Here is a 21,644-nt window from a genome sequence, read left to right as displayed (position 1 = left end):
ATATAAAAATGCGGCAGAAACGAAAATCTCATTCGTTTCTGCCGCATTTTTTATAAATTTCTTTTCCGGAACAGTGCACGAACGCACTGCCGGTAAATTCCGGTTCCCAGAAACAGGGTCAGATAGGCGATTTTCCGCCCGTTCGTGAAGTGATCGCCTTCCAGTACCAGAAGCGGATGCTTTTTAAGCTCTTTTGCCAGCCTCTTCGCAAGCGCCTTTTTCTCCGCGTCCATGGTTTCCAACAGCATCAGCTTGTCCAGCACGAAAAACCGCGCCCAGCAGCAGCGCACACCTGCTTCTTTTTTCAGCGCCGGGTGGCGTTCTTCCACGACACTCCGGTTATGATCCCACACTTCCACCGAACCCAGATCTGACCAGCGAAAACCGCTTGTCGTGAGACTTTCGCGCCGGTGCACGTAATAGTATTTCTGTGCTGTGGAAAAGGCCACCTTCCGGCAGTGCTCCATTAACGGAACGATGACGTATGCATCCTCGGCGATTGTTTTCTCCGGATAGACAACGCCCTCGAAAATCTCTCTCCGATACAGCTTGCCCCACGGCATCACGCCGAACACGCGCGCCTTCATCACCCGGCGCAGTCCCTCCTCGCTGTCGGTCACAGATTCGATTCCCTCCTGTTTCAGATCCGGCACCGGCCTTCCTTCATAGAGATCGTATCCGCGGCAGATACTCATTTCGGCATCATACTTTTCCGCCAGACGATACAGTGTTTCCAGAAGATCCTCCGCTGCGAAATCGTCGCTGTCCACAAACGTGATATAACGCCCCTCTGCAAGCGCAACGCCCGCATTCCGCGCCGAACTGACGCCGCCGTTCTCTTTTTGGTGATAACGGATCCGCGCATCCTGTTCTGCGTATGTCCGGCAGATTTCACTGCTCTTGTCGGTGCTTCCATCATCTACAAGAAGCAGCTCCCAGTCCGAAAAAGACTGGGAGAGAATGGAATCCACACATTTTTTTAAAAATTTTTCTGCCTGATACACCGGGGTAATGATTGAAATTTCCGGCATTGTTTTATCCTCTTTCTTTATTTCTTACAGCAGTAGTGTATCCCCTTATACTGCTCATACGGATGATCGAGATCCAGAAACGCCGCATCGTGGTGGCCTTTCTGCTGTTCCTTCGGCGGCAGTTTCATATAATCGCCGAACGCCATGCGCAGATATGTGTCGTATCCGACCGGAATCGGCAGGCGCTCGTTCTCGAACGGAACCTCAATCGCCGATGCAAAAATCTTTTTCGGATATTTCCGGAGAATCGCCTGCGGTGCGCACATCTCGGTGATGCCGTCCACCCGTGGGCTGTCGATATCAAATTTTGTAATATAGTTCTCTGCCTGCTTCCAGATCCGGTACCGCATCTTCTGCGTCGGAGCCAGCGCCAGCAGAACGGTTCCAAGATAATGCATAAATGCACCGTGGCGCTCTTTCGTCGGGATGACCTGTGTGCAGAAAAGCTGGAAAATCTTCCCCTCGATGACCTGCCATTTCCGCGCAAGGTTTCCCGGTGCATAGCCCTCGATCGGGAGAATATCAAGCGCAACGCCATGGCAGAGATCCATATCGACCTGCTCCTTTTTCACCTGTGTAGTGCGGCTGTCGCGGATGTTCGCAAACGTGTGCGCATTGCAGAAGCCCTCTTTCGGGTACTCGAGCTTGTAGATTTTACTCTCCTCCTGCGTATCCCAGATCTTTAAAAACTTCTCATAGTCCTTGCGCGGCATGAAAAAGTCGAGATCATCGTCCCACGGAATGAAACCGCCGTGGCGGATCGCGCCGATACAGCCGCCGCCGCAGAGATAGCATGTCAGATGGTTTTTCTGGCACCAGTGGTAAAACATAACGGCCATTTCCAGGTTTTTCTCCTGCAGTCCGCGTAAAACCTCGTCCTCGGTATTAAACATCTTTTTTCTCCTCTTCCTTTGCGTTCAGGCTGATCTTCTGTCCTTCCTCGAGCCCTTCTGTGCTCTCCTTTGTGAAGACAATCTTAAAGGTTGCAAGAATCAGCTTCAGATCCTCTAAAATCGAATAGCTCTCTATGTACATCAGATCCAGCTTCAACTTGTCGTATGCGGTCGTGTTGTACTTTCCGTAAATCTGGGCGTAGCCGGTAAGGCCTGCCTTTACTTTCAGACGGTAAGCAAATTCCGGAATCGATTCCTCATATTTCTTTGCAATCTCCGGCCGCTCCGGGCGCGGTCCGACGACGCTCATATCGCCCTTGAAAATGTTCAGAAGCTGCGGCAGCTCATCAATTCTCGTCGCGCGGATCACCTTTCCGACCGGCGTAATGCGGCTGTCGTTCTTCGTTGCTAGGCGGGCTACGCCGTCTTTTTCGGCATCCACAATCATGCTTCGGAATTTGTAAACATAGAATTCTTTTCCGCCGATCGTGAGACGTTTCTGTTTAAAGAACACCGGGCCATGGTCATACAGCTTGATGCAGAGCGCTGCGATCAGCATAATCGGCGACGTGATCACAAGAAGAATCGTCGATACGAGCAGATCCAGCAGGCGCTTGCAGAATCTCTGATCAAACGAAAGACCACTGTTTCGCGCGAGCAGAAGCGGTGTATCGAAAATATGGAGCGCTTCCGCTTTCCGTACCATAATATCCGACAGCTTCGGCGTCAGATAGACACGGATTTCTTTCGCATAGCAATATTTCAGCAGACGGTTGCGCAGCTCCGAATGAAGATCGCCCAGGATCACGCCCTCCTGGCCGTATGCGTCAATCTGGCGGCAGAGCTCTTTCTCTCCCACTTCCGCGCTCACCTTATGTGCTACAATATACTTGTCCGGCCGCTGGTTCATCTTCAGCTCCAGGCTTTCCATCGGGTATTCACCGTAAATCAGAAGCACCTCTCTTGGCGGAAAGAGACGCGCAAACGTCTTCTCAAAAAGCCAGGATACAATGCCTGCCAGCGCAAAGTCCACGAGTGTCATGCCGACCATCGGCAGAATGTACGGCAGGTGGCGCCACAGCAGGATAATCTGCAGATACATCAGCGCATTGGCACAGAATGCCGTCATCATCTGGGAATAGATGATGCTGCTTCCCTTCATGTAGCCGATCTTCATGCCGCCGTAAATGTACATGAAAACCAGAAGAAAAATGCCGTAGATCACGACGATAATCTGATTTCCCTTATCCCAGAACGGCTCCAGCCACAGGTGGCTCGCATAGTATCTGTCCCAGAACACAGAAAAAACAGCGCATTCCAGAAGCACAATCGCCGCGACCGCCAGGACACGCATCAGATGTTTGTACTGTTCCCTGTTTTTATAGTTCATCAATCTCTTCCTCTCTTTTTGCCCTTACCGTAATACTTCCGCACACCGTTTACGGCATAGCACGCAAAACAGTACAGGGAGCGGAACGTTCCCATTCCCATCTCGCGGTAAACACGGTAAGTCATTCCTGCAGAATGCAGTTTATTCCCCGATTTTCCTGTGCTGGACAGCCGGTATTTCAGCAAAGGCTCATCCACACCGCAGGCTGTCCCGTATTTTTTCAGGATCCGCAGCCAGTCCAGATAATCCTCGTGGCACTCGTCCTTTTCCATCGGGAATTCCAGCAGAACGCTTCTTTTGGCCAGTACCGACGAGCAGCCGATCACGTTGCCGCGCAGCAGCATTTTGTAGGTGATCCGCTCCGGGACAGAAAAGATCTTCTGCTTTTCCGGTTCCTGATCGTAAATCAGCTCCCGGCCCGTACAGCAGAGCACATCACCGGTCTTTGCAAGGGCTTTTTCCTGCTTTTCCAGTTTTTCGGGATCCCAGTAATCATCCGCGTCCAGAAAGGCAATGTAATCGCCCTTTGCGAGCTGTACACCGCGGTTTCTGGATGCGGACGCTCCTTTGTTTGTCTCATTCCGGATATACCGTACCCGGTCATTTTCTCCGTAACGCCCCATCTTTTCCATCGTATCGTCCGTGGAATTGTCGTCGATCACCAGGATTTCCAGCGGGGTTTTTGTTGTCTGACAAAGGACTGAGTCGATTGCCTGAAACAGTGTTTCTGCACCGTTGTACGAAGGGATTACTACTGAAATCATGTATTTTCCTCTCTTACTTTGTCTGCTGCATCTGTTTTTTTAATTTTCCAGCAGCAAACCTCCTACTTTTATAGCATATCTGCACGGGCTTGTCAATTTTACGCCGGGATCTGCTGGTTTTTCTTTCTTACATGTAATTCTATGTGAGCTTTAAAAACGCCAGTAAATAGAACAGAATTCCTCCGAACAATGCTCCGTTTCCGCCGTTTTTCTGCCCCGTCTTTTTTCCGATGGCAGTTCCGGCATACATCGCCGCCATTCCGACCGCGAAGGAGGCAAAAAAGATCTGTCCTCCTGTCACCGGAAGATCCGCGGCAAAGACGCCGGAGACAATTCCATCCACCGACATCGAAACCGCCAGCAGGCCAAATTCCAGCGGGTGGAGCTGTTTTTCCAGATGTTCCGGTCTTGCTTCTGTTTTTCCCTGCTTTTTTCTTCTGCGTTTTCTCAGTTCTTCGAAAATTTTCAGCGTTCCCATAAGAAAAAAGCAGCCCGCCCCCACCCTGGTTCCCCATTCCGGTCCTGCGGACTGCAGAAATCTTTTTCCAAACTGTGCGGAAGCAACCAGGGCAGCACTGCAGAACAGATTCAGCAGCGCCGTCATGCCGGGTGAAATTCTCGTATTGCTGCTTCCATATCCGATGCTTACTGCAAAGTTATCGGCCGAGAGCGCCGCAGCAAGCAGAAATAATTCTACCATATGACACGCTCCGTCATTCGCTCACTTTACAGTATTCGTCTGTTTTTCAAACCGTGCATCCCGGAAAGGCAGTTCTTTTTCTTATTCCACTGCTTTCCGGAATTCCCGGATTTTTTCTCCGAAGTGCGATACATCGGTGCAGAAAATGCTCGAAGTTCCCGCCACAAAAATGCTGGCTCCACAGGAACGCAGCGTCGCGCCGTGCTCCTTCGTAATGTTTCCGTCCACTTCTAAAATGATATCCTCCCGGTGCATCTCCTGCAGAAATTTCTGCAGCTTTTCCGCTTTGCGCAGCGTACTCGGCACAATTTTCTGTCCGGCAAAGCCCGGATTCACCATCAGAAGATTGACGCCGTCGATATAATCAAGCACTTCCTCGATCTGCCCGATCGGTGTCGCCGGGTTGATCGCAAGGAACCGCTTGCAGCCGTACGGCACGAGGTAATCGAGCGCGCGCTGCACCTGGAAAGTGCTCTCATAATGAATCGTCACGATGTCCTCTTTGTGAATGCCGATCCACGGCAGCTTGTACTCCGGGTCTTTGATCATCAGATGAAGATCGAGCGGAATACTCGTCAGTTCCCGCAGTCCGCGGATGTAGTCGACGCCAAGGCCGAAGTTCGGAACGAACTCGCCGTCCATCACATCGATATGGAGATATTCGACTTTTTCTTTTTCAAATACATCGATCGTCGCCTGCAGATCCACAAGGTTTGAGCACATCATAGATGCCGATATCTGACTTTTTCTCATATTTTTCTACTCCCATGAAACCATTACTTTGCAGTATGGCTCTTTGTGATTTTTCATCAGTTCCAGTCCATCCATCAGCTTTTCGGACGGGAAACAGTGCGTGATCAGCGCCTGTGCCGGGATTTTCTTCTTCGAAAGCGCATCGAGTGCCTCCGTCCAGTCGCAGGCTTCATCTTTTTCATAAGAAGAATTCCACGTTCCCGTCAGGTTCAGCTGTTTGCGCAGGATGCGCCAGTACACGTTCTTTTCCATCGCAAGATCGCCCGATGGATTTCCCATCAGCACGATGCTTCCGCCCGGTCTGGCAAGAAGAACTGCACTGGAAACGGCCTGCGGCGTTCCGACCGCTTCTACTACAACATCCGCCTGAATCGCTTTGCTCTCCTCTTCCGTCACATATGTGATGCCCGGGATCTGTTCTGCGATCGCACGTTTTGCTTCGCCCCGTCCAATCACAAAAACGGTCTCGGCGCCGAGCGCTTTCGCCCACGCTGCCGCTGCAAAACCGATCATGCCCGTTCCGATCACTGCTGCGGTATCGCCCGGCTTCACACCGCTTCGTTTCACCGCATGAAGCGCCACAGAGAGCGGCTCCAGCATTGCTGCCTCGCGGAAGCTGACGTTTTCCGGCAGCTCCATCAGGTTCCAGTCCGGCACGGCCACGTATTCCGCAAAGCCGCCGTCCCGGCGCGATCCAAGGTAATCGTAGTGTTCGCACATCTCATATTTTTTCTGCCGGCACTGCGGGCAGGTGCGGCACGGGATCAGCGGAAAAATGCCGACCCGTTTTCCGATCCGGTCCTCCGGTACGCCCTCGCCGCATGCGGCAACCACGCCCGAAAATTCATGGCCTGGAATCGTTGGAAAATGATACGTTCCGTTTGTGAAAATCCGCGGAATATCGGAGCTGCAGATTCCCGATGCCTTTACCTGCACCAGAACCCAGCCGGATGGGATTTCCGGTTTTTCGATGTCTTCCCTTCTTAAATCATTGATTCCGTGCAGCTCGTATGCTCTCATTTCGTTTCTCCTTCCACAATCGTACAGAAACGCTCCAGGTCGCTCCGCGTCGTAATCTTAAAGTTCCGTTCATCCCCCGGGATCATTGCCACATCCAGCCCATGGCGGTAGGCGATTTCACTCGTTCCCCTTGTAAGGGACAGCTCCTCTTTCGATGCTTCCCGGTTGATTTTCGCATACGGATGCAGACGGAAGGCTTCCGGCGCCTGACCGGCAAACAGCGTGCTGCGCTCCAGCAGATGGTCAATTTTCGTTCCGTCGCTGCTCTGATAGATCGTGTCCTTCATCGGCAGCACCGGCATACAGCCCTCATGATCGGCGAGCGCCGCAAGGCAGTCGCCAATCAGCTGTTCACTCACCAGAGGCCGCACGCCATCGTGGATGATCACACCGTCGTTCTCCGATACGGAATCCTCCATGCAGACGGTAAGGCCATTATGAATGGATTCCTGCCGCGTATCCCCGGCATCCGCAAAGGCGAGAAACTTCGTAATCCCGTCTTCTTCCATCCATCCGCGGATCTTCTCTCTCCAGGCATCTGCCGCCACGATGACGATTTTCTCAACGGCACTGCTTTTCTGAAACTGCTCCAGCGTATACAGCAGAATCGGTTTCTTTTCCACTTCCAGATACTGCTTCGGAAAATCCCCCATCTGCATTCTCGTTCCGATTCCCCCCGATAGTATGATTGCGTAATTCATCTTAAGCCTTTCCTTTGCTCTTTTTACTCTCTTTTTTTCGCTCTTCTTCCAGCTCTTTCAAAAAGTCTCCCAGTTCTCCGGAGGCGTTCTCCAGCAGGTACGACTTCGTTTTCTGTTCTTTTTCCAGATAGTTTTCCCGGATCTGGCCGTTTGTATGTTCAATCTCAGTGCGCAGATCCCGTGCAGAGAGACGATGCGCGCCCGCTCCCATAATGATGATCTGCTCGAGACCGTCCGAGGAAGCCACCGTTACTTTACCGTTGTGGCCGATTCTGTGGACCGTTTTCTCGATGTACTGGTCAGCCGTCTCCGCCTCTTTCGTATAAACGACATGAATATTATGGTACATGCCGACCTCACCCTGGTTGCCTTTTACTTTGTAGGCATCAAAGACGAGAATCAGCGTCATTTTTTTATATCCCTGATAATTCGACAGAATGTCCATCAGTTTTCCTCTGGCACTCTCAATGTTGTACTTCGCCAGCTCATTTAAATCATCCCAGGCAAAAATAATGTTGTAGCCGTCCACCAGCAGATATTCCTCCTGCGGCTCCTTCGGACGGTTTGGTTTTGCATATTTGGGATCCCCGATGCCGGACGACGAGGTGACCGGACGTGTCCGCCGCTCGAAACCGGCGCGTTTCCGCTCCACTTTGCCGTATGTCCTCATAAAGATTTCTTCCAGCTCCTTTGCCTCCTGCATGGAAGCTGCCATCGGCACGCGGTCGGATGCTTTTTTTGCTTTCTGCACAGAGGATGTTCCGCCGCTCCGGTCTGCCGCTGCTTCCGCCGGATCACTTTCTGCTTCCGGATTTTCCAGTGTATATTCCAGATGCATATAGTCTTCCACTTCATTCCATGGAACGACAAAGCCTGCCCCGTGGGCACAGAACACGGAACCCGTCGGATTTTCCACATCCGCCTCGGAATCGTAGCCGATGGAGGCGATCACTTCCTCCGCGTTGTGGCACGGCTCATATCCTTTTAAGGTGCAGAACACTCTTCCGCGTCCCCGGCTGTAAGCAGTCACTTCTTTCTGATAATCCCGCATCGTCACAACCGGTGCGGTTCCGGTGATCACCGTCATATCGCCTTCCATTTCCGGCGGTTCAAAGCTGCCGTACATCCGCTGAATATCGTTCAGCGCCCGTCCTGTCGATTCCGACGGAATTTCCAGCCGGAACGCATAGACCGGCTCCAGCAGAACGGATTCTGCTTTTTTCAGTCCCTGCCGCACCGCACGGTACGTCGCCTGGCGGAAGTCGCCGCCCTCGGTGTGCTTGATATGCGCACGACCCTTGACCAATGTGATTTTCATATCTGTAATTTCCGACCCGGTCAGCACGCCGGGATGCTTCCGCTCCAGCAGATGTGTGAGGATCAGACGCTGCCAGTTGCGGTCCAGGGTGTCCTCGCTGCAGACGGTTCCAATCTGCAGTCCGCTGCCCGGTTCTGCCGGTTCCAGCAGCAAATGGACTTCTGCATAGTGGCGCAGCGGCTCGAAATGGCCGACACCCTCCACGGTACTGCGGATCGTCTCTTTGTATACAATATTTCCGGCTCCGAATTCCACCCATTCGCCGAAACGCTCGTGGATCAGACTCTTTAAGATCTCGATCTGCACCTCACCCATGACCTGCGCATGGATTTCCGCGAGGCGCTCATTCCAGACAATGTGGAGCTCCGGGATTTCTTCTTCTAACTGGCGCAGTTTTCCAAGCATCTGATGGACATCGCAGTCCGGCGGAAGCTCGATGCGGTACGTCAGCACCGGCTCCAGCACCGGTTTTTCCGCCTCGGTTTCATTGCCGATGCCCTGACCGGAGAAGGTGCTGTTCAGTCCCGTTACGGCACAGATCGTCCCCGCCGGTGCTTCCTGTACCATCGTATAGCCCGCACCGGAATAAATGCGGATCTGGTCTGCCTTTTCTTCGCCGAGCATCTGCTTCACCTTCAGCACGCCGCCCGTGATTTTCAGATGCGTCAGACGGTTTCCTGCCGTATCCCTTGAAATCTTAAAGACGCGCGCGCCAAAATCCCCGCCGTACTCCGGCGTTTTTGTAAACCGGTCCAGAATTTTCAGAAATTCCGTCACACCCTCCATCTTGAGTGCAGAGCCAAAGCAGCACGGAAAGACCTTCCGCTCTGCGATCATCGTGCGGATCTGGTCTTCTTCCACGCTTCCCGTTTCCAGATACTGCTCCAGCACGTCCTCATCACACATGGCGAGTTCTTCCAGCAATTCTGCGTTCTGGAGATCCTGCGAAAAATTCAGGCAGTGCTCCGAGAGGCGGCTCTGCAGTTCTTCCAGCAGTTTTTCCGCATCCGTGCCCGGCTGATCCATCTTGTTGATAAAGAGAAAGACCGGGATCTCATACCGCGCGAGCAGCCGCCACAGGGTCTCCACATGACCCTGCACGCCGTCCGCACCGCTGATCAGAAGAACCGCGTAGTCCATGACCTGTAAGGTGCGCTCCATCTCCGCTGAGAAATCCACATGGCCCGGTGTGTCAAGGAGTGTGACCTCCGTCTCATTCAGCTTCAGCACGGCCTGTTTGGAAAAGATGGTGATGCCCCTTGCTTTTTCCAGCTCCTCCGTGTCCAGAAAGGCGTCCTTGTGATCGACCCTTCCGGCTTTCCGGATCTGGCCTGTTTTATATAAAATTCCCTCTGCCAGCGTCGTTTTTCCCGCATCGACATGCGCGAGAATGCCGACCGCCAGTTTTTTGGTTTTTTCCATTTTGTTTCATCCTGTCTATATGATTCATATTTTTCAGGCCCCCTCATCCCCTGCGGCCCGGCTCACTGCTTATTGTACCACAAAACCTCTCATTGCGGAACCCCGGAGTGAAACGCAAAAAATCTCAAAGCGGATTTCTCTCCTGCCTTGAGATTTTTTATGCTATGTTCTGTTTTATCTCTCCCCAGCCATCGGCTGCCGGTCTGCAATTTTCAGGAAAACAAATCCCAGTGCAAAGAAAATCGCCAGGCATGCAACCGCCACGTTGATTGTTCCGCCTGCCAGTTTTACAGCTGCAATAACTGCAGAACCGAGGAACGATGCGCCTTTGGCGAAAATATCGTAGATACCGAAGTATTCCCCGGAGTTCTCCGCCGGAATAATCTTTGAATAATACGACCGCGACAGCGACTGAATCGATCCCTGGAAGCATCCAACGCCGAACGCCAGAATTGCAAAGTGCACGAGCGTCCGCAGTGTCAGCGCATAGAGGCAGATGCAGAAATAACCGGCGATACAGATCAGGATCAGTGATACGGTATCTTTCTTCCGCGACAGCTTCGCGAAAAACAGCGATCCGCCAAAGGCGACAACCTGTGTCGCCAGAAGGAAGATGACCTGTCCGACCGTATTCAGGTTAAGGTCGGTTCCGATGTTGATGCAGTTGTCGATGATCGTTCCGACGCCGTCAATGTAGAGGAAGAATCCGATCAGGAAGAAAAAGACTTTCCGGTCGGAAACGGCAATTTTCTTCAGCGTTCCGAAAATTTTCCCAAACGTCTGGCCGACGGTTACTGCTTTCGTCTCCACGTAATTTTTCTGCCTGTATCCTTTCAGCAGCGGCAGCGTTACAATCAGCCACCAGAGTGCCGTCACGCCAAAACCGATAATTTTTGAAACAGAATCCGGCAGCAAACCGACCATGTCCGGTCCCAGCACGTAGGCAATCAGCGCAATCAGGAACGGAATGCAGGATCCTAAGTAACCCCACGCATAACCATAGGAGGAAACCTCGTCCATGCGCTCCTCGGTCGTTACATCGTTCAGCATCGAATCATAAATGGTCAGCGATGCGTTGTAGCAGACTCTCGTCAGAATATAAATCACCAGAAACAGCACCCAGCTCGTCGCAAAGCCATTCAGCACACAGCCCGCGATGCCAAGGCCGGCCGTCGTGGTGAAGAAGATCTTTTTCTTGTCCTTATGATCCGCCAGCACACCGCAGACCGGACCGATCAGCGCTACAACCACTGTCACGATCGCGATCGCAATCGAATAATACGCCGTCGCCTGATCCGAACTGATCTTCCCCGGCCCCATACCGATCGCCAGGCTCTTGAACCAGATCGGAATCAGGGAACAGGCGATCATAATAAACGCCGAATTTCCTACATCATACAATACCCATGCAAACTCCTGTTCCGTCAGATTCCGGAATACTTTCGTCCTGTTGAGTACACGAAACAATCCAACCATACTATATCCCCGCTTTCTCTTTTTTGACAATACGGCAATTCTAGCAGACACAGATCAAATCTGATAACCTCTTTTTGTAAAAAAGAAGCAAAATTCCATCCAGTGCCGTATAGTATCAGTGTAGCATAGATTTCTTGATATTCAAAGTATTTTTTACAATTGCGGGATTTTTTCCCATCCAAGCGCCGATGAAAAACCGGAGAGCGCCCGCTTTTCTGCCTGGCTGTTCTCCGGTTTTGCCGTTTCACAGAATAAAATCCCTGTCTGTTTTTATGCCTTTGTCTGCGCTTTCTCCGCATTGCTGTACGCCATCGCGTAAAACAGCTCCTGCGAATTGAGTTTCGTACCGTTCGATTCCCAGTCCACATATTTTCCGCTGGCATTCAGACATTTTCCCTTTTCGTTGTCCTTCATCATCGTCTCAAACATCCAGTCCAGACGCTCTTTTAAGGTCTCATCCAGAACCGGAGCGGCAACCTCGACGCGGCGGATGGTATTTCTTGTCATGAAATCGGCGGATGCAAGATAGACCTTCTCGCGCTCTTTCGTTCCAAACCGGTAAATTCTGGAATGCTCAAGGAAGCGGCCGACAATGCTGACAACCTTGATGTTTTCCGTGTATCCCTCGATTCCCGGAATCAGACAGCAGATACCACGGACAATCATTTCGATCTTCACGCCCGCCTGGGAAGCCTCCACCAGCTTGGTGATGATTGCCTTATCTGTCAGGGAGTTGATCTTGATGCCGATATAGCTCTCTTCGCCCTGTTTTGCATGTGCAATTTCTTCGTCTATCATCTCAATCACCCGGTTCTGCAGACATTTCGGTGCAACCAGAAGAAGGTCAGTCTTTTCCACGGTCTCGCCCTTTAAGAGCGCTGCAAACACCTCTGCCGCCTCTTTTCCGATCGCCTGGTTTCCGGTGATCAGAGACAGGTCGGTGTAGAGTGCGGATGTTTTTTCGTTATAGTTTCCGGTTCCGATCTGGGTCACATACGATACGCCGTCCTCTGTTTTTCTGGAAATCAGGCACAGCTTGGAGTGGACTTTAAAGCCGTTCAGGCCGTAAATCACGCGGCAGCCGGCCTCCTCCAGGATACGGGAATACTCGATATTGCTCTCCTCATCGAAGCGGGCGCGCAGCTCAACAAGGACAACAACCTCTTTTCCATTTTCTGCTGCTTCGACCAGTGCATCAACAATCTGGCTCTTGTCAGCCAGACGGTACAGTGTCATCTTAATCGAAACAACGCTCTCATCTTTTGCCGCCTCGTCGAGCAGGCTGATAAACGGTTTGATGCTCTCAAATGGATAGGAAAGCAGAACATCTTTTTTCATAACCTGCGGAATCAGCGGCGCTTTCGAATCCAGCTGCGGTGTCATACGCGGGGCGCGGCGCTGATAGAACAGTTGCTTAGTGTCGGCCGTTCCGTTCTGCTCCAGACTGCGCAGATATCCCTGCAGTGCAAAGACAAATGACAGATCCAGCGGCACTCTGGACAGGAATACATGGTCTTTGTCCACCTTGATTTCCTTACAGAGCGATGAAGTCAGCTTCTTGTTCAGCTCACGGGACATCTCCATGCGGACCGGGCTCATACGTTTTCTCTGTTTGATCAGGTTTTCCATTGCATCACGATAATCCAGATCCTCATCGTAAATCGTCTCGGTATCGATATCGGCATTCCGCGTTACACGGATCAGGGATTTTTCTTTTACAATATAATTTTTGAACATCTTCGGAAGGAAGTGCAGAATCAGCTCCTCGGAGAGCATAAAGGTTCCCTTTCTGGTCGGGATATCGATCAGACGGCGGAATACGTTGTTGCTGCATGGGATGATCGCAGTACGGGTCTTTCCGCCCTTCGTCTCAAGGAGTGCGACCGCATAGATATCTTTGTTTTTCAGGAACGGGAACGGCTGCTGTTTGCTCACAATGTTGGCAGACAGATACGGCGCGATCTCATTATCAAAATACGTTTCCAGCAGTTTTCCCTCTTCAGCGGACAGCTTATTGAAGTTGATGAGGCGGATTCCCTTCGGCTCCAATTCTCCCATCAGCTGCTCATAGATCGCCGCTTTTTTCTGATCCAGGTCTCTTGTCTCCTGCAGAATCGCTTTTACCTGCTGTTCACTCGTCATATTCGTTTTATTTTCCCGGACCACTTCTTTGGATTCCATCTGATCCATCAATGTGCCGACCCGGACACGGTAGAACTCATCCAGGTTTGACTGGTAGATCGAAGCAAACGTCAGACGCTCGGCAAGCGGGACGGCCGGGTTTCCGGCTTCGTTTAAGACTCTTTCATTGAATTTCAGCCAGGATAATTCACGATTCATCATATAGGGTTCTGGTTTTAACTGCTGCTTTTTCATGTATTTTAATTCTCCTTCTTCTGCGCGTTCTTTCAAAGATTCCGCTTTTCTTTTCACAAAACTTTTCGTCCATTGACCGTCAGTTTAAACGTAGTTCCCAGTATTTCTGCCGATTTTCTGCACAGCATCATTCTTCCGAGAAAGATCTCAAAATAGTCATACATCGAACAGATTTTTTCATCAATCTGGAGATTCAATGCGATCTCTGATTTTTTCTCATCCACTTTCAGCTTGGAATCTGTAACCGCATAATTTACTCTGTCATGAATATCGAAAGCAGATTGTTCCTTTTGTCTTACACGGCTTCTTCTGACATCTGTTTTATCTGCGACGATCAAGGCAGCTGAGATCACATCCTCCGGACTTCCCGTTGATTCATCGTGGTTTCCAATTGCAGAAACGATGGTTACTCTGTCTTCCAACGTCATATCCGTTTCTTTTAAAAGTTCATTTGCAAGAAGTGCACCGTACTCTGCATGATGTGATCTGTTAATCACATTTCCAATATCATGCATATAACCTGCAATTTGAGCGAGTTCAATCTCATGTTCCGAATAGCCCAGCTTTTTCAGAATTTTTCCTGCCTGATGGGCAACCTGCATACAGTGTTTCTGCGAATGATCCGTATATCCCAGCTGTCCCAGGTTTTCGTTTCCTTTTTTCAGATATGCGTTAATTTCTTTGTTTTTTATAATTTCCTTGTATGTCAATCGTTTGTTCTCCTCTTTTTCAGACTACAGTCTTTTGACTGCATCCATTCCAGACTCCAGCCTAACCGCTGTATTTTTGCTGTTCCTGCCATTTCTTTCAGAATATTTTTTACTACAATCACGATTGTAGCACATTTGTATTTTAACTGCTATCCTGTTCTGATAAGGTCTATATCAAATAATTGTAAAATTTTTTATATTTTTGATGCAGTCAGACGGGGTTCTGTTACAGCAGAAAAGCACTGTAAATACAGATGGATGTATTTACAGTGCTTATTCTGAGATTTTTTTAATTCTGTACGTCTTCGTATTCTTTTACTTTTTCTTCATACTGCTCCCGGTTCTCGATGGTATGCTGTACAATGTGACCATGGTCTTTCTGTTTATTTTTCAGATCACGGCCGGGGCGCGGTGCATATTCGTCCTCCGGAATTTCGAGGGCATTGGCAGTGGCGTGGATGATGCCGTTGCTGCTGTAGGTGGCGCCGCTCAAGGCGTCGATGTTGAGACTTTGTTCTTCTTTCATCTGTTCAATCACATAAGGCGCTGCACGGAAAAAGTATTCCTCGGTGTCGCAGTAGGAAAGGATGGAGATGTCGGTCACTTTCTGGTTTTCTACCGTTACCTGCACTTCGACATCCCCGCGGAAGGCATCGGCGGTACCCGTGTAGATGCCGTCTTTCAGGTCATGGAAACGGCCGGCGTCCAGGAATGCCTGTTTTTCTTCCGTTGTATCCGTCGATTCAGATGCTGTATTTTCCTGTGTTTCATTCTTGGAATTCTCGTCTCCCGCAGCTGATATGGACGCCGTATTTTCGTCTGGTTCATCCGTTTTTTCCTGGTCGGCTTCTTTTAACGCATTTTGAGCGGCCTCAATCAACCCTTTGCTGCTGTAGGTGGCGCCGGAAACGGTATCGATCTCCTCTGCACTCTGTTTTTCCAGAATTTCTGAAAAGATTCCTGACTTGGCTCTGTCCAGATATGTCTGATCATCCTCGGCGTTTTCTATCGTCAGTCCGGTTATGGCTCCCTGTTCTACTTTCACGGAAACGGTCACAGTTCCGCGATAGCCTTCTCCGCTTCCGGAATAGGTGCCGTCCTGGAATCTGCTGCTCGGGTTCTGTTCTGCCGTATCAACAGCCGCATCACCTGCTGTCTTACCAATGGAACTGCTCTCGCTCCGGATCAGAAACTGCGATGCTGCAATCGTAAGGCAGGTCACCCCGGCACCGATCCACACGCTGTATCGGTACTTCCAGTGTGCATTATTCTTCGGACATCCGTTTACACATACTCCGCATCCAATACACGCGCCGCCTGCCGTCTGCTCTTTCTCTGCCAGATCAATTCCCATGGTACATTTTGCAGTACAGAGACGGCAGTTTCCGCATTTGCTCCACGGTTTTACAATTTTTAACAGAGCACATCTGGAAATCAGGCTGTAGATGGCTCCCATGGGACAGAGATACCGGCAGAAAAAGCGCTGGATCAAAACAGATCCAACGAAAATCACCAGAAGCAGCGCCCCGCCAATTGAAAACAGAGGCTTCACGCCCGGCCAGTGTCCGATGGAACTGTACTGCCCAAACACCTGCCACGGCCCTGCGATGTTCCATTTTAATATACCGCTCCATACAAAGACTGCCCAGAACAGTAGTACACCATATTTGATCCAGCCTGTTGGAACATTTCTTCCACTCTTCTTTGAATTTGAATGCAGGTTTTTCGCACCTGCTTTTCGAAACTGCGATTTCAGCTTATTCCCTGCAAACCACAGAAAATCCTGCACAGCCCCGAAGCTGCAGAAATATCCGCAAAAAAACCTTCCCACAATAATCACCACCGGAACCGTCGCCTGCAGCATCCATACCGAATACCTGATCCGTTCCCACGAAACTGTTCCCTGATAAACTGCGGAAACAATTGTCCCAACCGCAGAAAACTGCGCCTCAAACAGGCCCGGGAGCAGCAGGAAAAAAAGAATCTGAATCGCTGCTTTCGGCCAGTTTCTTTTGTCTTGTTTTTTCAAATTTGTTCCTCTTTTCTTATTTTTAACGTTCCATAAAATATTGGTCCGACACCATTTCCTCATTATATAAAAATCCACTTTCCAAATCAACTTATTTTTCATTCGGTTTCTATAAAAACAGCCATTGCAGACAATATCTCTATTCTCTGCAATGGCTGTTATCCTTTTACAATTCTTATTTATCTAAATTTTTGACGTTTCATCTCCATTACCGGACCATTCGCTTTATGTTCCTGAATCAGTTCACGAATCTCGGAGAGATCCATTGCCGGAAAATCTCCGGGGACGGTATTCTTCAGGGCGCTTACTGCGTTTCCGATAGATACTGCCTGTGACAGATATTCTGGATATTTCAAAATTCCATACAAAGCATCTGCAATATAGGCATCTCCGCTTTCAATCCTGTCCACCACTTCAATGTTTTCATACCGACCATAAATTTCCTCTGAATTTTACGTCAAAAGAAATCAGCGTTCCATGCTCTTTAAATTTTCTCATGAGAGTAACTGCTGTTTCTCTCACTTTTTCATCCAGTGCCAATGTAATTCCGCAGGTGTGAAAGCATCTGGCAGAAGTAAACATTTCTTCCGGAAACTGTCCGTGAATTTCATTTCTTGCCAGACGCCCAATATCATTCTTTCATTTGCCAGAGGCGAAAGCCGCAAAAGCACCTCACCCAGCGTAAGCAGATCATATTTTCTGCATTCCATGTCCATTACCTCATTCCATAAAATTTTCCAGAATCCTCTGGTTTCAAACGATATAGCTGTTTCTTTCGTCATGATTATAAGGTAACTTCCTTCAAAACCTAATTGGCAGGATTGTTGTGTGTATTGCAAAAATTGCAGTATTATAATTTCAGACAATCTAAAAACCCTCATAAATCGTGTATTATCTGCACTATTTATGAGGGCTCTATATTCTTATATTATTTTTGTAAACTTACAGTTGAATTATGCATTCATCTGTTTAGCAACTTCCTCAGCGAAGTTCTCTTCTTTCTTCTCGATTCCTTCACCGGTCTCGAAACGAACGAAGCCTTTTACTGCTACAGTTGCGTTGTTTGCTTTTGCAACCTGTGCTACGTACTGAGCTACGGACTGTTTTCCGTCTTCTGCTTTTACGTATACCTGGTCAAGCAGGCAGATCTCTTTGAGCTCTTTGTTGATACGGCCCTGGATCATTCCCTGGATAACTTTTTCCGGTTTCTGGGACTCTTTCGGGTCGTTCTGGATCTGAGCCATGAGGATTTCTTTCTCATGTGCGATGTAGTCCGCGCTTACTTCGTCGCGGCTTGTGTACTGCGGACGAAGAGCTGCAATCTGCATTGCAACGTTTTTAGCCATCTCTTTGAGGTCGTCGTTTACAACATCTGTCTCAACGTCAACCAGAACACCGATTTTACCGCCCATATGAGTATAAGAAGCAACGAAACCGTTCTCCTCTTTTACCTGCTGGAAACGACGGATGTTCATGTTCTCGCCGATGGTAGCGATCTGATGAGCCAGCTCTTCGCCAACGGTCTCGTTGGTGTCGAATTTCCAAGGCTCAGCCAGGAATCCTTCTACGTCTGCTGCAGTTGTATCCATAGCCTGCTCTGCAACCTGTGCTACATAGCCACGGAATTTCTCGTTCTTTGCAACGAAGTCTGTCTCAGCGTTTACTTCTACAGCGACAGCTTTCTTTCCATCCTCGGATACGTTCAGCATAACGATACCTTCAGCTGCGATTCTGCCAGCTTTTTTCTGAGCAGTAGCAAGTCCTTTTTCTCTCAGGAACTCCATTGCTTTGTCCATATCACCTTCGGTAGCTGTAAGAGCTTTCTTGCAGTCCATCATACCAGCGCCGCTTACTTCTCTTAACTCTTTTACCATTGCTGCTGTAATAGCCATTGTTTTATTCCTCCGTATACGTGATTCAGCAGACTGCATCTTCATGCCGGTCTGCTATTGTGAGATTCACCGAAGGGAACCTGAATTTCAAGTTCCCCCCAGTTCATTACTTCGCGTAAATTATTCAGCGTCTGTCTCTGCTGCTTCTTCGTATGCAGCTTCCTCAGCCTCGCCCTGTTTTGCCTCGATAACTGCGTCTGCCATTTTGGAAACAATCAGTTTTACGGCACGGATAGCGTCGTCATTACCCGGAATTACATAGTCAAGCTCTTCCGGATCGCAGTTGGTATCGCAGATACCGATCAGCGGAATTCCCAGTGTATGAGCTTCCTGTACGCAGATTCTCTCTTTTTTCGGATCTACTACGAAGATAGCGTCCGGCAGTCTCTTCATTTCTTTGATACCGCCAAGGTTTTTCTGCAGTTTTGCAAGCTCTTTCTTTAACTCAATGACTTCTTTTTTCGGAAGAACTTCGAAGGTGCCATCCTGCTCCATGGTCTCGATTGCTTTCAGTCTTGCAATACGGCTCTGGATGGTTTTGAAGTTGGTCAGCATACCGCCGAGCCATCTCTCGTTTACATAGTACATTCCGCAGCGCTCTGCCTCAACAGCGATAGCGTCCTGAGCCTGTTTTTTGGTTCCTACGAAAAGGATTGTGCCGCCGTCTGCTGCGATGTCTGCAACAGCTTTGTATGCGTCATCTACCATTCCTACAGATTTCTGCAGGTCGATGATGTAGATACCATTACGCTCTGTGTAGATGTACGGAGCCATTTTAGGATTCCATCTTCTTGTCTGATGTCCGAAATGAACACCGGCTTCCAGTAACTGTTTCATTGAAATTACGCTCATTGTTTTATCTCCTTATGGTTTTATTCTTCCCCATGTTTTTTCACCTTGGAACCTGTTTTTCAAAAAACAGGCACCATCCTTGGTACCGCATGGGTGCTTATTGTGCAACAGTAAGATTGTATCACAGAGTTTTTTTCATGACAAGCATTTTTTTCGCGGATTCTGTGGTTTTTTTCTGTTATTTTCGCGTTTTTCCCTGTTTATCCTTTGTTTCAACTCACAGTCGGTATTTTCACGGAGTCTGACATGTCGAAAATAGTTCGACTGTGACCTGCCTCATGTCAGTGGAGGATACCGATTTCTCTCCGCCCGCCACTGCCGTTATGTTTCTTTTAACAATTCATCCCACCACTTTAGAAGCGGGGGACTTCTTGTCTACTGGTGTTAAAAACAGATACCAGAACGTTCCGGCGCAGATTACGGCTTCGAAAAAGATGAACATCCATGCTCCTGCCGGCGCTTTTTCTGTCATCCAGGATATAAACTGGCTCCGGTAAAGTCCCCAGATGTTTTCTGCCATGTGTGCCAGAATCGGAGCAAGGAGTGTCCCGCAACGCTCATAAATGAGAATCAGAAGTACACTCACTATGGCTGCGTAGACAAATTGTGTCACATTGCCGTGATATGCACCGAACAGCAGACATGATGCTGCGATGCCCCAGCCGGTTCCCCAGAAATCTTTTGCCCTGCGGTAAATCATGCCGCGGAAAACAATTTCCTCGGCGGCCGCGCTCAGCACACCGACGGACAGGATCAGAAGCAGCGGGTTCTGTCCTTCATAAATCTTTGATGCCATGTCCTGATAGCCGGAAAAGATTCTGGTAAAGCCGGTCACGTTCATGACAGTGTTCAGGAGATGGCCGAAGGTCATAACCAGCAGAATACAGGCGGCTGCCTCTGCCGCACTCCACCGTTTTTCCGGTTTCGGGAACATACCTTCATCTTTTTTGTACTGTTTCCAGAGAACCGGGACCGCCGCCAGACTGCCGATTGCTGATGCAAGAACGGATGTCGCGTGCATACGCTCTTCCAGATAACCACCGGTCGTAAACGTCATCAGGATCAGCGCCAGAAGTACGGTTGCTCCGATCAGAAACAGTTCGTACGTCAGAAGCGGTTTTAAAAGACGCCATAGCTTCCGCTGGATAGGAATTACGATTTCCTCCGTTTTTGGCTCTGTTTTCGCTGTCCTTTTTTCTTTTATATTCTCTGCTTTTTTCTCTTTCGGCGCAAAGATTCCTGTTCCACTTTCTCCTCTTGTCAGCCACGGGATACGCTCCGGCTTCATTTTTTTGATGCGGTCGCGTCTTTTCTTCTCTTCTTTCGGATCCTCCGCCAGCAGTTTCAGTTCTTCCGGTGTATCACACACCTTTGCGGCACCTGCTGCCTCGAGTTCTTCTCTTCCGCCGTACCCGTACGATACGCCGACACAGAGCAGTCCGTTTTCTCTTGCCCCGATTACATCGTAGCTTCTGTCACCAACCATCACCACGTCGGAACGGCTGTCTTCTGCTCCGAGTCGGCGCAGCGTCTCTGCGATGACTTCTCCTTTGTCGGTTCTGGTTTCGTTCATTTCTGAACCGGTTACTACGGTAAAATACTTTCTGATTTCGAAATGCTCCAGGATCTGCTCCACGTATTTTTCCGGTTTGGACGATGCTACCGCCAGAATTTTTCCCTGCTCTTTCAGATACGCCAGAACCTCCGGGATTCCCTCGTATACTTCATTTTCAAAAATGCCCTCTGCCTCGTACCGCTCCCGGTATTTTGTGATGGCCTGCTGTGCTTCTTCGCAGCCAAGGCCTGCAAAATTCATGAAAGATTCCAGAAGCGGCGGCCCCACGTAACAGTTCAGTTTTTCCAGATCCGGCTCTTCGATGCCAAAGGATGCCAGCGCATACTGTACGCATCTTGTAATTCCAGGACCGGAATCGGTCAGGGTTCCGTCCAGATCAAATAATATCATATCTGACATACTCTTATTTCCTCTTTTACTTTTTTTATCGTATGACATGTCTTTTATTTTAGCATATCGAAATTAGAAATACAAACAAAACCGGATCAGGCCAGGGATTTCGCTTTTAGTAACGCATATTTATAAGTAGCCCCTTTTCTGTATTCACTTTTCCTTTTTTCTCACAGACAGAACCATTATGCACAAAATTTCCCCTTTTCAGTTTGGAACCGTTTTACCTATTTCTTTTTCCTTTTATACAGCATATTCTATCCACCTTTTTCATACAAAATATCCTTTACTTTTTCTATCAGCAGTTCATCACAGAACTTTCGGCTTACACTCTTTCGGCTGATTCCGCTT

At 49.3% G+C, this 21,644-nt stretch carries 18 protein-coding genes; all 18 read right to left on the bottom strand.

The genetic code is table 11. The features are described from left to right. Nucleotides 1–50: 50 nt before the first annotated feature. Nucleotides 51–1,031 carry a glycosyltransferase family 2 protein gene (locus ACY2VT_RS06170; RefSeq protein ID WP_461879274.1) on the bottom strand — a complete coding sequence of 327 codons (981 nt, stop codon included), beginning with the start codon at nucleotides 1,029–1,031 and terminating at the stop codon, nucleotides 51–53. Between the two features lie 17 nt (nucleotides 1,032–1,048). After that, nucleotides 1,049–1,924 carry a LicD family protein gene (locus ACY2VT_RS06165; protein WP_461879273.1) on the bottom strand — a complete coding sequence of 292 codons (876 nt, stop codon included), beginning with the start codon at nucleotides 1,922–1,924 and terminating at the stop codon, nucleotides 1,049–1,051. Next, nucleotides 1,917–3,314, bottom strand: coding sequence for a sugar transferase (locus tag ACY2VT_RS06160; RefSeq protein ID WP_461879272.1), 1,398 nt, complete (start codon nucleotides 3,312–3,314; stop codon nucleotides 1,917–1,919). Before ACY2VT_RS06160 ends, ACY2VT_RS06165 begins: the two co-directional genes overlap by 8 nt. Then, nucleotides 3,314–4,078 carry a glycosyltransferase family 2 protein gene (locus ACY2VT_RS06155; RefSeq protein ID WP_461879271.1) on the bottom strand — a complete coding sequence of 255 codons (765 nt, stop codon included), beginning with the start codon at nucleotides 4,076–4,078 and terminating at the stop codon, nucleotides 3,314–3,316. Before ACY2VT_RS06155 ends, ACY2VT_RS06160 begins: the two co-directional genes overlap by 1 nt. A 139-nt stretch (nucleotides 4,079–4,217) precedes the next feature. Further along, a complete protein-coding gene (locus ACY2VT_RS06150; protein WP_461877749.1) occupies nucleotides 4,218–4,778 on the bottom strand; it encodes a manganese efflux pump in 561 nt (186 codons plus the stop codon). An 81-nt stretch (nucleotides 4,779–4,859) separates the two neighbouring features. Then, nucleotides 4,860–5,504 carry a ribulose-phosphate 3-epimerase gene (locus ACY2VT_RS06145; RefSeq protein WP_461879270.1) on the bottom strand — a complete coding sequence of 215 codons (645 nt, stop codon included), beginning with the start codon at nucleotides 5,502–5,504 and terminating at the stop codon, nucleotides 4,860–4,862. A 33-nt stretch (nucleotides 5,505–5,537) separates the two neighbouring features. Continuing rightward, on the bottom strand, nucleotides 5,538–6,551 hold the full coding sequence (locus ACY2VT_RS06140; protein ID WP_461879269.1) for a galactitol-1-phosphate 5-dehydrogenase: 1,014 nt from the start codon (nucleotides 6,549–6,551) through the stop codon (nucleotides 5,538–5,540). Next, nucleotides 6,548–7,252 (bottom strand): IspD/TarI family cytidylyltransferase, encoded by a 705-nt coding sequence (locus tag ACY2VT_RS06135; protein WP_461879268.1) that lies wholly within the window; start codon nucleotides 7,250–7,252, stop codon nucleotides 6,548–6,550. Before ACY2VT_RS06135 ends, ACY2VT_RS06140 begins: the two co-directional genes overlap by 4 nt. A 1-nt stretch (nucleotide 7,253) precedes the next feature. Next, nucleotides 7,254–9,992: an NYN domain-containing protein gene (locus ACY2VT_RS06130; protein WP_461879267.1), complete on the bottom strand. Its 2,739-nt coding sequence runs from the start codon at nucleotides 9,990–9,992 to the stop codon at nucleotides 7,254–7,256. A gap of 174 nt (nucleotides 9,993–10,166) precedes the next feature. Further along, nucleotides 10,167–11,468, bottom strand: a complete 1,302-nt coding sequence (locus ACY2VT_RS06125; RefSeq protein WP_461879266.1) for an MFS transporter — start codon at nucleotides 11,466–11,468, stop codon at nucleotides 10,167–10,169. A 270-nt stretch (nucleotides 11,469–11,738) separates the two neighbouring features. Beyond that, nucleotides 11,739–13,844, bottom strand: coding sequence for a polyphosphate kinase 1 (gene ppk1, locus ACY2VT_RS06120; RefSeq protein ID WP_461879265.1), 2,106 nt, complete (start codon nucleotides 13,842–13,844; stop codon nucleotides 11,739–11,741). Nucleotides 13,845–13,897: 53 nt separating this feature from the next. Then, entirely contained in the window at nucleotides 13,898–14,554 is a 657-nt protein-coding gene (locus tag ACY2VT_RS06115) for an HD domain-containing protein (RefSeq protein WP_461873232.1), read from the bottom strand. A 289-nt stretch (nucleotides 14,555–14,843) separates the two neighbouring features. Then, on the bottom strand, nucleotides 14,844–16,583 hold the full coding sequence (locus tag ACY2VT_RS06110) for an FMN-binding protein (RefSeq protein ID WP_461879264.1): 1,740 nt from the start codon (nucleotides 16,581–16,583) through the stop codon (nucleotides 14,844–14,846). Between the two features lie 179 nt (nucleotides 16,584–16,762). Continuing rightward, nucleotides 16,763–16,993 (bottom strand): hypothetical protein, encoded by a 231-nt coding sequence (locus ACY2VT_RS06105; protein WP_461879263.1) that lies wholly within the window; start codon nucleotides 16,991–16,993, stop codon nucleotides 16,763–16,765. A 108-nt stretch (nucleotides 16,994–17,101) separates the two neighbouring features. Then, the gene (locus ACY2VT_RS06100; protein WP_461879262.1) at nucleotides 17,102–17,365 is read right to left on the bottom strand and encodes a hypothetical protein; all 264 of its coding nucleotides are present in this window, start codon (nucleotides 17,363–17,365) and stop codon (nucleotides 17,102–17,104) included. Nucleotides 17,366–17,536: 171 nt separating this feature from the next. After that, complete coding sequence (tsf, locus tag ACY2VT_RS06095) at nucleotides 17,537–18,475, bottom strand: translation elongation factor Ts (RefSeq protein ID WP_055227593.1); 939 nt, start codon at nucleotides 18,473–18,475, stop codon at nucleotides 17,537–17,539. A 120-nt stretch (nucleotides 18,476–18,595) separates the two neighbouring features. Further along, nucleotides 18,596–19,327, bottom strand: a complete 732-nt coding sequence (rpsB, locus tag ACY2VT_RS06090) for a 30S ribosomal protein S2 (protein WP_022461152.1) — start codon at nucleotides 19,325–19,327, stop codon at nucleotides 18,596–18,598. Nucleotides 19,328–19,667: 340 nt separating this feature from the next. After that, complete coding sequence (locus ACY2VT_RS06085; RefSeq protein WP_461879261.1) at nucleotides 19,668–21,302, bottom strand: HAD hydrolase-like protein; 1,635 nt, start codon at nucleotides 21,300–21,302, stop codon at nucleotides 19,668–19,670. Between the last annotated feature and the right edge of the window lie 342 nt (nucleotides 21,303–21,644).

Source organism: Fusicatenibacter sp., assembly GCF_050872605.1.
In the GTDB taxonomy this organism is placed as follows: Bacteria; Bacillota; Clostridia; order Lachnospirales; family Lachnospiraceae; genus Fusicatenibacter.
This window is presented reverse-complemented; position numbering and strand designations above follow the sequence as displayed.

Bases quoted from the DNA above. Each gene is read 5' to 3' on its own strand.
- ACY2VT_RS06170 (WP_461879274.1), bottom strand. From the start codon at position 1,031: ATGCCGGAAATTTCAATCATTACCCCGGTGTATCAGGCAGAAAAATTT.
- ACY2VT_RS06165 (WP_461879273.1), bottom strand. From the start codon at position 1,924: ATGTTTAATACCGAGGACGAGGTTTTACGCGGACTGCAGGAGAAAAAC.
- ACY2VT_RS06160 (WP_461879272.1), bottom strand. From the start codon at position 3,314: ATGAACTATAAAAACAGGGAACAGTACAAACATCTGATGCGTGTCCTG.
- ACY2VT_RS06155 (WP_461879271.1), bottom strand. From the start codon at position 4,078: ATGATTTCAGTAGTAATCCCTTCGTACAACGGTGCAGAAACACTGTTT.
- ACY2VT_RS06150 (WP_461877749.1), bottom strand. From the start codon at position 4,778: ATGGTAGAATTATTTCTGCTTGCTGCGGCGCTCTCGGCCGATAACTTT.
- ACY2VT_RS06145 (WP_461879270.1), bottom strand. From the start codon at position 5,504: ATGATGTGCTCAAACCTTGTGGATCTGCAGGCGACGATCGATGTATTT.
- ACY2VT_RS06140 (WP_461879269.1), bottom strand. From the start codon at position 6,551: ATGAGAGCATACGAGCTGCACGGAATCAATGATTTAAGAAGGGAAGAC.
- ACY2VT_RS06135 (WP_461879268.1), bottom strand. From the start codon at position 7,252: ATGAATTACGCAATCATACTATCGGGGGGAATCGGAACGAGAATGCAG.
- ACY2VT_RS06130 (WP_461879267.1), bottom strand. From the start codon at position 9,992: ATGGAAAAAACCAAAAAACTGGCGGTCGGCATTCTCGCGCATGTCGAT.
- ACY2VT_RS06125 (WP_461879266.1), bottom strand. From the start codon at position 11,468: ATGGTTGGATTGTTTCGTGTACTCAACAGGACGAAAGTATTCCGGAAT.
- ppk1 (WP_461879265.1), bottom strand. From the start codon at position 13,844: ATGAAAAAGCAGCAGTTAAAACCAGAACCCTATATGATGAATCGTGAA.
- ACY2VT_RS06100 (WP_461879262.1), bottom strand. From the start codon at position 17,365: ATGACGAAAGAAACAGCTATATCGTTTGAAACCAGAGGATTCTGGAAA.
- tsf (WP_055227593.1), bottom strand. From the start codon at position 18,475: ATGGCTATTACAGCAGCAATGGTAAAAGAGTTAAGAGAAGTAAGCGGC.
- rpsB (WP_022461152.1), bottom strand. From the start codon at position 19,327: ATGAGCGTAATTTCAATGAAACAGTTACTGGAAGCCGGTGTTCATTTC.
- ACY2VT_RS06085 (WP_461879261.1), bottom strand. From the start codon at position 21,302: ATGTCAGATATGATATTATTTGATCTGGACGGAACCCTGACCGATTCC.